At 43.6% G+C, this 12,138-nt stretch carries 9 protein-coding genes; 6 read left to right on the top strand and 3 right to left on the bottom strand.

Going from position 1 to position 12,138, the window contains the following annotated elements; translation table 11 throughout:
• Positions 1-99 precede the first annotated feature (99 nt).
• The 3 genes from ACESPQ_RS12240 to ACESPQ_RS12230 all read right to left on the bottom strand — a co-directional run bounded on the left by ACESPQ_RS12240 (position 100) and on the right by ACESPQ_RS12230 (position 4,838).
• Positions 100-1,293 carry an NlpC/P60 family protein gene (locus ACESPQ_RS12240; RefSeq protein WP_002606962.1) on the bottom strand — a complete coding sequence of 398 codons (1,194 nt, stop codon included), beginning with the start codon at positions 1,291-1,293 and terminating at the stop codon, positions 100-102.
• Positions 1,294-1,551: 258 nt separating this feature from the next.
• The gene (locus tag ACESPQ_RS12235; RefSeq protein ID WP_002606963.1) at positions 1,552-2,796 is read right to left on the bottom strand and encodes an NlpC/P60 family protein; all 1,245 of its coding nucleotides are present in this window, start codon (positions 2,794-2,796) and stop codon (positions 1,552-1,554) included.
• A 179-nt stretch (positions 2,797-2,975) separates the two neighbouring features.
• On the bottom strand, positions 2,976-4,838 hold the full coding sequence (locus ACESPQ_RS12230) for a transglycosylase domain-containing protein (protein WP_002606964.1): 1,863 nt from the start codon (positions 4,836-4,838) through the stop codon (positions 2,976-2,978).
• Between the two features lie 755 nt (positions 4,839-5,593).
• Here ACESPQ_RS12230 and ACESPQ_RS12225 point away from each other — a divergent pair.
• The 6 genes from ACESPQ_RS12225 (at position 5,594) to ACESPQ_RS12200 (ending at position 12,129) form a co-directional block, all read left to right on the top strand.
• Positions 5,594-5,986, top strand: coding sequence for a DUF1934 domain-containing protein (locus ACESPQ_RS12225; RefSeq protein ID WP_233108900.1), 393 nt, complete (start codon positions 5,594-5,596; stop codon positions 5,984-5,986).
• On the top strand, positions 5,983-7,626 hold the full coding sequence (argS, locus tag ACESPQ_RS12220; protein ID WP_044903999.1) for an arginine--tRNA ligase: 1,644 nt from the start codon (positions 5,983-5,985) through the stop codon (positions 7,624-7,626). The genes ACESPQ_RS12225 and argS overlap by 4 nt, the downstream gene beginning before the upstream one ends.
• An 18-nt stretch (positions 7,627-7,644) precedes the next feature.
• Positions 7,645-7,965, top strand: coding sequence for a DNA-directed RNA polymerase subunit delta (gene rpoE / locus ACESPQ_RS12215; RefSeq protein ID WP_002606967.1), 321 nt, complete (start codon positions 7,645-7,647; stop codon positions 7,963-7,965).
• Between the two features lie 261 nt (positions 7,966-8,226).
• Positions 8,227-9,096 carry a class II fructose-1,6-bisphosphate aldolase gene (gene fba, locus ACESPQ_RS12210; protein WP_002606969.1) on the top strand — a complete coding sequence of 290 codons (870 nt, stop codon included), beginning with the start codon at positions 8,227-8,229 and terminating at the stop codon, positions 9,094-9,096.
• Positions 9,097-9,396: 300 nt separating this feature from the next.
• Positions 9,397-10,068: a hypothetical protein gene (locus ACESPQ_RS12205; RefSeq protein ID WP_118002435.1), complete on the top strand. Its 672-nt coding sequence runs from the start codon at positions 9,397-9,399 to the stop codon at positions 10,066-10,068.
• Positions 10,069-10,095: 27 nt separating this feature from the next.
• Positions 10,096-12,129 carry a BglG family transcription antiterminator gene (locus tag ACESPQ_RS12200; protein ID WP_109770558.1) on the top strand — a complete coding sequence of 678 codons (2,034 nt, stop codon included), beginning with the start codon at positions 10,096-10,098 and terminating at the stop codon, positions 12,127-12,129.
• Positions 12,130-12,138: the final 9 nt, after the last annotated feature.

The raw sequence follows: 12,138 nt of genomic DNA, 5'->3' as shown, positions 1-12,138 counted from the left end.
GCTCTAAAACGAATAAAAATGAGGATTTAAGAAAAATTAAGAATTGACCGGAGAGCAGAGATACAAAAAAGAAGGCATTTGCCTTCTTTTTTACACAAATTATTTGTTTACGCGGATAAATACAGGACCACTTCCGATATAAGCAGATGCTTCAACGGTCGTTCCGCCCTTCCATCCACCATGAACAGCCTGTCCGTTACCAACATATACAGCGATATGAGGAACTCCGGCACCGGCATCATCATAGTAAATTAAATCTCCCGGCTGTGGACTGCTTGTTACGCTACCCAGAGACATATACTCTGCCGGCCAGCCGTGGAAATAGATTCCCTGTGCTGCCAGTGCATTGGAAGCCAATGCTGTACAGTCCTGACCAACACCAAGCTGAGCCAGTGCTGCAGAAGCGATTCCGCCATCAGCAGTTCCCAGGTTTTTAGAAGAGCTTGCAGCTCTGCTACCGGAACCATTGCTTGCAGTATCTTCGCTGTCAGCTACATCTTCACTTGCGTTATCTGTAGTTTCAGCCTTTTCTTTTTTCTTGATTTTCTTTGCTACACCGTTTTTGTCAAACTTGTAACCAGCATATTCTGTCTTGGTTGCAGCCTGACCTTTTTTGTTGAAATAATACTTCTTACCGTCAATCGTCTTCCAACCCTTGGTCATGAAGCCGTAATCTGTGTAATAGTATTTCTCTCCGTCCTTCTTCACCCATCCGGTCGTAATCGTACCGTCATCGTTGAAGTTGTACTTTTTACCATCAATGGTTACAACGCCGGAAGCCAGAGAACCATCTTTTGTGAAGTAAACTTTCTTTCCGTTTACCTTGGTCCAACCGGTAACCAGTTTACCATCCTCGCCGAAGTTGTAAGTTTTGTTATCGATCTTCTGTACACCAGTAACAGCAACTCCAAATTCATTGTAGTATGTATCCTTTACTTCGTTCCATCCTGTCAGCAATACTCCAGATTTCTGGAATGTGTATTCATGACCATCGATGACCTGTTTTCCATTCACACGGTGACCTTCTGCATCAAAGTAGTAGGTAGAACCGTTGATTTCTTTCCAGGAACTTGTAATCGGATGACCCTCGTTGTTCAGGTAGTAGCTGCCAGCCTCATCAAATACCCATGAGCTTGTTTTTACCTGGCCTTCCATTTTGTAGACTCTGTCCGTGCCACTTCCGTGCCATCCGTCAGAATTTTGTGCCGCATATACCGTAGTTACTGCTGTTCCAGCTGTAGCCAGACACAGGACTAAAGCAACTTTCTTTGTGTTTTTTTCGATAAAATTCATGTTATCACCTCGACATCAACGCCCTCATTGTAACAAAGCGTTTTTTTATTTGCAACCCCTATTTTTTGAAAACTTACGATTTTGTCACTTTTCCGTCCCATCACGATTCCCTTTAAAAGCTTTGTTTATAGGCTGAAACCCGATTTTAGAAAATTTTAAAAAAGTTATGAAATTTTTTTGTATTTCTTCCGTTTTTCATCCGAAATGCGTCAGAAACACAAAAAGGAGCCGTAGCCCCTTTTTATTGTTTTTTGCTTTTTACGGTCTGCGGATTGCCGTGATACTCTGTCCGCTGTTGTTGCTCCAGAAGCTTACAGAGGATGTGATAACTCCTGTAGATGGATTCGTTGCATGAACCATCTGTCCGCCGCCTACGTAAATGGATACGTGTGCACCACCGCTCCATACAATCAGATCGCCTGGCTGCATATTGCCGTAGGATACCGCTGAACCGACACTTGCCTGTCCGCCTGCTGTTCTCGGGATGCTGATGCCTGCCTGTGCATAGGCATAGGAGGTCAGACCGGAGCAGTCAAAGCCTGCAGGTGAGGATCCGCCCCAAACGTAAGGGGAGCCTACCATGGAAGCCGCAATGCCTGCCGCACTGGAGTTGCTTCCGGAACCTGCCGGATTCAGATTTGCACTTGAGGAGGAAGAGCTGCTTGAAGCCGCCGCGGAGCTGTTGCCAGCTGTGCGTGTGCTCTGTACATTCTCATTGCTTTCTGTTGTTTCTTCTTTTTTCTTCTCTTTGATTTTCTTCGCCACACCGTTCTTATCAAACTTGTAGCCTGCGTACTTCGTGCTGGTTGCTGCCTGTCCCTTGCGGTTGAAATAGTATTTCTTTCCGTCAATGGTCTTCCAGCCCTTTGTCATAAAGCCATACTTGTCGTAATAGTATTTTTCTCCGTCTTTTTTCACCCAGCCACTCTGTAAGGAACCGTCGCTGGAGAAGTTATAGGTTTTTCCGTCAATCTCTGTTTTCGCTGTTGCCAGTGAGCCGTCTTTTTTGAAGTACAGCTTCTTTCCATCTACCGTCTGCCATCCGCTGACAATGTTTCCGTCCTTATCGAACAGATACTGTTTTTCATCAATTGTCTGCAGACCGTTCAGCTTTTCGCCGAATTCGCTGTAGTAGGATGTTTTTGTCTGATTCCAGCCGGTCAGCAGTACGCCGGATTTCTGGAACTGATATTCATGACCGTCAATGACCTGTTTTCCGTTCACACGGTGTCCTTCGGAGTCGAAGTAGTAAACAGAGCCGTTGATGGTCTTCCATTCGCTGATAATCGGATGCCCGTCTGCATCCAGGTAGAAGCTTCCGCTTTCGTCAAACAGCCATGAGCTGGTCTTGACAGCGCCTTCCTCTTTGTAAATGCGGTCCGCTCCGGTTCCATGCCATCCGTCCGCATTAGTGGCAGCATATACAGTTGTGACTGCAGTTCCAGCTGTTGCCAGGCACAGAATCAGCGCCACTTTTTTGGTATGTTTTTCAATAAAATTCATGTTGTCACCTCACAGTTTTGCATTCTAACAGAGAAAATTCCTTTTTGCAAACCCATTTTCTGTAAAATGTGCCAAAAGAATGCGCACAGTGAAATGACACAACAGCAAATCGCCGCTTATTCATGGGCTTTTTTACTGTTCGGCAGGATATATAAAATTTTTTTGATTTTTTTTATACCCTACTCTTTTTTGAACCAGTAGACAGAGCCTTCGGAATCTTCCGTACCGGTGATGGGATTCACTCGTTTTTCCTGAATGCCGTCACTGGGCTGATACCAGACACCCTTACGTTTTTTGTATAATCCGTTAAAGGTATCCTTGAAGATATCCTTGCTGATGGTGTAATACTGCTTTTCCAGTTCGCGGTTATCATCGAAGCCGCTCCAGATGCCTACGGTATATTCCGGATTAAAGCCCATAACCAGTGAATCCCAGTCGCTGGTGCCTGATTTGGCCGCTACGGTGATATCCGGCTCATGCCCGTACATGCTTGGGAAGGTATAGGATTTATTGCGGATATCGAAGGTCGAGGTCATCATCTGATTCAGTATCAGTGTTTCATCCCGCTGGAGCAGCCGTTTCGGCTGAACCTCACGCTTGTATACAACATCATTCCCGCTGGTGATATGAGAAATGAGCGCAGGCTTAACATACAGACCCTCGGAAGCAAAGGTATTGTAAATACGGCTCAGCTCCAGCAGCGACATATTCACGGTGCCGAGCGCCTCACTTGGATTCGGAGAGGATTGACGGATGTTGAAATCAAGCAGTGCGTTGTGCAGTGTATCCACACCGAGAAAAAGCTGTGTTTTTACGGCGTAGATATTGTCACTCAGGGAAATGGCATTGATCATGGAAATTTTTCCGTTCGCATAGACATTGCCGTAATTGGTCGGCGCATACTCCTCATCATCGGATACGCGGAAGGTCGTCTTCTGTGAGGTGAATTGCGTGGATGGGGTAAAGCCCTGCTGGAGGGCGCAGTAATACAGCAGCGGCTTGATGGTACTGGCGACCTGTCGGGAGGAATAGATGGCGCGATTGTATTGTGAAATCGTATAATCCTTTCCTCCAACCATAGCCATTACGTTTCCGGTGAAGGGCTGTGTGATAATGCCGGCTACCTCCAGCTCACTGCTTAAATCCACATGCTTCGTGACAGCATTGCTCAGCTGCATTTGTACTTTTGGGTCATAATAGGTGTGTACATGAATTTCCCGGTTCAAATCGATATTCAGCTTGCTGAGCTCCTGAATAACCGCATCAATGTAGTATTCATCAATGCCGTAGGTACTGATGTTTACATTGGTGGAAAGCTTCAGCTTTTCCTTTTTGGCTGCTTCATACTGCTTTGATGTAATGACATCGTTATTCTTCAAAACCTCCAGAATCAAATGCTCCCGCTTGATTGCATTGTCCTTGTGCAGAAACGGGGAATAAATACTGGGGCCGTTCGGTATTCCTATCAGCATGGCAGTTTCCGCTATGCTGAGCTGATTCAGCTTTTTATCAAAGAAATACTCTGCGGCAGCATTCACACCATACACACCGTGTCCGAAATAGACCGTGTTCAGATAGCCCTCCAGAATGTCCTTTTTGCTGTACTGCATTTCCAGACGGGCTGCATAAAAAAATTCCTGCACTTTCCTCGATAAGGTCTGTTCATTTGTCAGAAACAGATTTTTTGCATATTGCTGTGTGATCGTGGAGCCGCCCTGTCGGATATCCCCATGAATGAGATTGGTACCCAGCGCCTTTGTAATGCGCACAGGATCAAAGCCGGCATGGTAGTAGAAACGTTTGTCCTCTACACTCACAAACGCATCCTGAACAAATTCGGGAATATCATCAATGGACGTCCACTGCATATTTTTTTTGAAATTGGATTCGTATATGATATCGCCGTTCACATCATAAATTGTAATGTTCTTTCTCTGTTCATCCAGCGGTAGTCGATTGAACAGGGCGTAGGCATAGACACATACAATCAGTGTGAGCAGTGCGAAGATCATTCCAAACACCAGCTTGCGGATTCTTTTCATAGCAACACCTCGTATGCTATTAGTGTGAGCTTTTATGCGTGCTTTAAACACAAAATATGAAAGTGGTATACACCATCCACTAATATTCTATAATTATTATATACTATGATTGATATAATAACTCGTTGATGGAAGGTTAGCTGAGATGAAGATAAATTTTTCCTGTACGAAATAAAATTGCCAACTCCTGCTGAACAGAAAATCATATTTGAAATAGAGTCTATTTTATATTATAAAATTATAATATATCAATTATACTATAACTTATGCAGAAATCGTTAGGGGGAATGATAAAGAACTTTAGGAGACTGTTTTTGTGAATTCACACCCTATATATTATAAGGAAGAATTTTGTCACTGCCCTATATAATATAAGGAAGAGTTTTTTTGAAAAATGAATCATCAGAACCAGAGTGACTATATAATATAAGGAAGAGTTTTTTCCTGGATTTAAATGATTGGAAGTAAAAGGATGGAGAATTGTCGGAATGGATTATTGTATTGTATAATAGATAATCCCTTGTACGCAATCTGATTCTCAAAGTGGAATATGCTTATATATTCTAAAAGTATAATATAGTTTTGCATTGATTACTGTTATTCCACTATTATAATAATATGCGCGATTTGATAAAAATGTTCTGTATGCATATTTTGTGCGTAAAGTGGCAGTTAAAATTTTAAAGAGAAAAAGTGAAAAAAAGGTTGCACGATATTCAATTTCTGCTATAATGCTCATGATAAGTGGTGACAGCATGAAAAAGCATATCGTAGTAAAACAGAAACATCTTTACACAGAAGAGCGGAACCTCATGTTTGTAGGACAGGCTTTTTTTTCGGATTCAGACGGCTGTCTTCGGCTTTCCTACAAGGAACGCGGCAGCAATACTGCGGTCAGCGTTGAGGCTGAGAACGAGGAGCTTCGCATTCAACGGGACGGAGAACTCATGACACGGCTGACGTTTCAGCATAAAAAGCAGACGACAGGTTCTATTCTGTCAGAATTTGGAACGATCGATATTGGAGTTTTTACGCATAAATATATAAAAAGAGAAAATATTATAGCCATTGAATATGATATTCTAAGCGGTGACGAGGTCACGGACGGATATCGTATCCTTTGGATTTTAAAGGAGGATAAGGTGTGAATCAGATTGAGAACAACTTAAAGCAGGCATTGCACAATGCCGTGCAGAAAGCATTTGATACAGAGCTTGATACAGCGAGCATTGTAATTGAAATACCAAAGGACAAAAGTCATGGTGATTACTCTACGAATGTGGCAATGCAATTGACCCGGGTATTAAAAAATAATCCGCGTAAAATCGCAGAGGCTGTTGTTGAGGCACTGGATAAAGCGGCGGCAGATATCGAAAGCTGTGAAATTGCAGGACCCGGCTTTATCAACTTCACAATCAAGAACACATCCCTTGCACAGATCATAACGAGGGTTCTGCAGGAGCAGGATAACTACGGAAACAGCAACGATGGACAAGGTCTGAAGGTGAATGTGGAATATGTTTCTGCGAATCCGACAGGTGATTTGCATCTGGGTCATGCAAGAGGTGCCGCGTGGGGTGACAGCATCACCCGTTTGATGAAAGCAAGCGGATATGATGTGTGCCGTGAATATTATGTTAATGATGCCGGAAATCAGATTGTAAATCTCGGCAAGAGTCTGCAGGCGAGATACCGTGAGCATCTGGGTCTGGATTTTGATCTGCCGGAGGATGGCTATCACGGGGAAGATGTTAAAAACATCGCAATTGCGATTGCGGAAGAATATAAGGATGCCTATGTCGAATACAGCGATGCCAACCTGAAATTCTTTAAGGAAAAGGGGATTGCATTCGAGCTTGATAAAATACGGCGTGATCTGGATAACTTCCGGGTGCACTTCGATGTATGGAGCAGTGAACAAAGCATTCGTGATGAAGGAAAGGTCGAAAAGGCACTGGAGGTATTGCATGAAAAGGGTCTTACGTATGAAGAAGACGGTGCCCTCTGGTTTGCGACAACACGTTTCGGGGATGATAAGGACCGTGTTCTTAGAAAAAAGGATGGCTCCTACACATATCTGGTACCTGATATAGCATATCATAAGGATAAGTTGGATCGTGGCTATGATCTGCTCGTGGATTTGCTTGGTGCCGATCATCACGGATATATTCCCCGTCTGAAAGCGAGCATTGAAGCATTGGGAAATAACCCGGACAAGCTGCAGGTGGATATTATCCAGATGGTACGCCTTGTTGAAAACGGTGAAGAGGTCAAGATGAGCAAGCGTCTTGGAAACGCGGTAACCATTCGTGAACTCTGTGAAGAGGTCGGTGTGGATGCCGTACGCTATTTCTTTGTCCAGCGCGCCGTGGATACACACCTGGATTTTGATCTGGGGCTTGCCAGAAAACAGAGCAATGACAACCCTGTATACTATGCGCAGTATGCACACGCCCGTATCTGTTCGATTCTGCGACAGGCTTCCGAAATTGCGGAGGCGCAGTCCTTTGAGCTGCTGACGCATGAAAAGGAAATCGCACTGATGAAGTATATCAATGAATTTACGAATGTAGTAAGCGATGCTGCACGTTCCCGTGCACCGCATAAGGTATGCAATTATATTCAGAAGCTGGCACAGCATTTCCATAGCTTCTATAATGTATGCAAGGTAATAGATCCTCAGCAGCCGGAACTTTCTTCCCAGCGACTGGCACTGCTGAAAGCCACAAAGATCACATTGAAGAATGCCTTATATCTAATCGGCGTTGACGCCATTGAAAAAATGTAGGAGGAGCATGAAGTTATTATGAAAAAGTCTATGGTCGATGTAGCATATGATTTGATGTCTACGAAGAAGAAAGCTATTGTATTTCTGAAGCTGTGGGAAGAAGTCTGCCAGGTTATGGCATTTACGAAGCAGCAGGAGGAAGACAATATCGCACAGTTTTACAGTGATCTGTCGCTGGATGACCGATTTGTAAATGTCGGAGAAAACAAATGGGACCTCAGAGAACGCCACACCTATCATGAAGTTGTTGTGGATACGGAAGAAATCCTTATCGATGAGGAGGCTGACGATGACTACGAGGAAGACGATGCTGCAAAAGCAGGGGATGAAGAATTCTAAAAAGGATGCATCCCCTTTTTTCATGCCTCTAAGCCGTTATCAGCATGTGCTATGGAAGCATAGCAGCATACTGCTTTTGGAAAATCAGGGAAGGAAGGCCGTCAACCTACGGATGCCTGCCATGGCTGCTGTGATATAAAAGGTTTTCCGTAAGCAAACTTGAAATATGCCCTTTTTTGAAAATATGTGTCCAAAAGCTTTTCAAAAGGGGAAAAATGCAGTAGAATAATAGTGTTAAGAGACTAAAGGAGGAATTTGATTATGGCATTAGTATCCGCAACAGAAATGCTGAATAAAGCACACGAAGGTCATTACGCAGTTGGTGCTTTCAACATTAACAACCTTGAATGGACAAAGATGATTTTACTGGCAGCTGAAGAAGCTAAATCTCCGGTTATGTTAGGAGTATCTGAAGGTGCTGCTAAATACATGTGTGGATTTAAGACTGTAGTAGCTATGGTTAAAGAAGTTCACGACAGCCTGGGAATCACTGTACCGGTTGCTCTGCATCTGGATCACGGAAGCTACGAAGGTGCAAAAGCCTGTATCGAAGCTGGATTCACATCTGTAATGTTCGACGGTTCACACTATGCATTCGAAGAAAACCTGGCAAAATCCAAGGAAATGATCGAACTGGCTCATTCTAAAGGATTATCCATCGAATGTGAAGTTGGTGGAATCGGTGGTGAAGAAGATGGTGTTGCTTCCATGGGTGAGCTTGCTGATCCTCAGGAATGTAAGACAATCGCTGAGCTGGGAGTAGACTTCCTGGCTGCCGGAATCGGTAATATCCACGGAAAATACCCTGCTGACTGGGCTGGTCTGAACTTTGAACGTCTGGGAGAAATCCAGGATGTAACAAACGGAAAACCACTGGTACTGCATGGTGGATCAGGAATTCCTGCTGATCAGATTGCTAAGGCTATCTCTTTAGGTGTTTCCAAGATCAACGTTAACACTGAGCTGCAGCTGGTATTCGCAGATGCTACTCGTAAATATGTTGAAGCTGGAAAAGACCTGGAAGGTAAGGGCTACGACCCTCGTAAACTGCTGAAGCCAGGATGCGATGCAATCAAAGATAAAGTTACATCTATGATGAAAGAATTCGGTTCTTACGGTAAAGCTGAATAATCAAACAAAACGAAACGGCAGATATCTGCCGTTTTTCAAAACTGAGGCTGCTGGGCGGTAAAAGCTGTCATTTCGGCAAGGTATATGGGGTATGCTGCAAAAAAGCATGCTCCTTTTTTTTCTCTGCTACGTTTGATTTTCCCAGGAAATAGCGATTTCTTTTCAAACTATATAAGGATAGAATCTATAATTGTACAGATTGTGTCAAAAGATGTGAAAAGATTTGGATTTGATTTTGAAAGCTATGCTTGTTATTTTATAAATAGAAACATTCGATTCTGATATCGTAGGAGTGATGGTATGAATAAAATTATGCTTCTCGTCTTACTGACGATTATTATGACAGCGGTAGCCGTTCCCTTTGTTATTCGCAGCCTTTTATGGAACAGAGTATTGAAACTGCTTCATAACGGGCAGTACGATAAGGTTCTCATCATGCTGAACAGCAAAGCGTTTCAGCTGTTTTTTAAGGAGTATGACCGTAACTGGAACACGCTGCGTGTTTATCTGGCACAGGGAAATAACCGTAAAATTGAAGAACAGACCAAAAAGCTGCTTGACAGCCGACTTACAAATGCGCAGGCATATCAGATAGCCAGTCAAACCTATTTTTATTTCCTTGACCGGGAAAACCGAGATGTATGTGAACGGCTGCTCTCATATATTGAAAAAAGCGCAGGGGAGGAAGAACTTTTATATGATCGAATGCTGTTTCGCATCATGATTGAAAAAAAGAGTGAAGATATCGCAGAAATGGAAGCACTCCTTGAGAAAAAGGAAGCAGAAAAAATAAAAAAAGATCAAAAGCAGGATCAGCAGGTACAGATGGGTATTCTACAATATCTGCTTGGACTTCAGTATTCCTACCAGAAAAACCGCCGACAGATGGAGCTGTATCTGAACAAAGCCAGAGTGAATCTGAAGGGTACGCCATACCATAAAAAAGTCAAACAGCTATTGAATAAAGCATGATTTCGTTTAAGACGCGGGAGGAATTGCATGAATATTATGTTGAATCTTGACAAGCGCTGTCAGGAAATCTTAAAAAGGCTAATGTATGCCGGAGGATATCTGAAAATACAGGATCTTGCAGATGAAATGCAGATATCAAGACGCAGTGTGTATTATGATATCACTAAAATCAATGAATGGCTGGAGGATCAGGAAATCGATCCGCTTGTTCAGGAACGCGGCAAGGGTATTTTTGTCAGCAGTGAGCAGTCCAGAAGGATACAGGAGGCAATGAGTGATCAGGGGAGTGATAACTATCATGTCTTTACCCCGGATGAGCGAAACCGGATTGAGATATGTGCAATCATTATCCGTTCCCATCCGCTGTATATAGAGAATTTCATGGAGGTATGTCAGGTCAGCAGAAATACGGTGATCAATGATCTGAAAAATGTCATACGATTCCTTGAAAATTACAATCTGGAGCTGACCTACGATATCAAAAGCGGCTATCGTATTGCTGGAGACACGATTAAGAAGCGTGCAATTTTCTTTATGCTGTTTCCATCCTTATGGGAGTATTATGACCGGCAGGTTGTCCTTGCGGAAAATGAGCAGTATATCCGTGAAATTCTGGTAAAGCTGAAGAAAATTGAAAGTGAGCTGCATGCGGAATATGTCAGCGGGGTACTGCCGACACTTGCTGTTTTTATGTCTGCTATTGACAAGCGCAGTGATCAGCTGACGTTCTCGGATATGGATGAGGAGGAGATTGTAGAAACAAAGGAATATCAGCTTGTTTCACAGTATTTTCCGGATTTGGAAAATGGTGAGAAGATTTATGTAACTCTGCATCTGCTGGGGTCGAGACTGCAGACGATTCCTGTCAATGTCATGAAGGAGCAGGATGAAACCTACGAGATTTCCAAGAACCTTGTTCATGAATTTGAACGCCTGACCTGTATATTCTTTGATCAGGAGGAGGAGCTGGTGGATGCGATCAATGCGCATCTGAAAACATCCCTGTATCGCTATCGATACGGTATTCAGCTGGGAAATCCGATGCTGAACAGCATCAAGACGGAGTATGAGGAGCTTTACGAAATTACAAAAAAATCCTGTGAATATCTGGAAAAGAAGCTGGGCTGTCTGATATCCGATGCAGAGGTAGCCTACATTACACTGCATTTTGGTGCATTTCTGACGACCAATCAGACACAGAAGCGCAATCTGCGTATCCTGATCATCTGTCCAAACGGAATCGGAACAGGAAATATGCTGCGTAATGAGGTGGCTTCACTTGTGCCGCAGGCAACTGAAATCGTGAACCTTCCGTTGAGTCAGTACGAGGAAAATCATGATTTTGATGTTGTGATATCCACCGTCGTCCTTCCGAAGGAAAAGAAGCTGATTGTCGTACATCCGATTCTGACAGATCAGGACAGGGTTACCATACTGCGTAACTGCATGTATACCGAACCGCAGGCCAATCTGCAGATACAGGAGATTGTGCGACTGGCAACCAGTTATATTCCATCCTCCAAGCTGGATGAGTTTGAAAAAGATTTGCAGGATTACTATTCCAGCATACAGATTCGTACGGTGCCCCACCGTAATTTCGGTCAGAATCTCGTATATTATCTCAAGCCCTCCCATATTCAGATTTGCCGGGAGGATTGTGACTGGGAAGAGGCTCTGCGTCTGTCCTGCCGTCCGCTTCTGATGGAGGACTCCATTACACAGGAGTATGTGGAGGCAATCGTGGAGGATCAGAGAAACCGCGGTCTGATGATGTTTCTAGCAGACGGACTCGTGCTTGCGCATGCAGCGATTGAAAAGGGTGTGAAGCAGCTTGATGTGGCCTTATGCACCTTTAAGCATCCGGTTACCTTTCTGAATGGAAAGCAGGCACGCATCATCATCGTATTATGTGCGGAGGATCAGACCAAGCATATCCGCATCCTGAATGATGTGCTGAATATATTTTCAAAAAAGAAGAGTATTGAGCAGCTGGCAGCATTGGAAAGCAGTGAGGATATTCAGAGCTATATTCGCGCGCATACACAGGAAAATGAAGATTAATTTGCACTT

Origin of the sequence: Clostridium sp. HGF2 (genome assembly GCF_964240115.1) — a bacterium.
Taxonomy (GTDB): Bacteria; Bacillota_I; Bacilli_A; order Erysipelotrichales; family Erysipelotrichaceae; genus Clostridium_AQ; species Clostridium_AQ innocuum.
The sequence above is the reverse complement of the archived record's forward strand: the minus strand, read 5'-3'. Positions and strand labels throughout refer to the sequence as shown.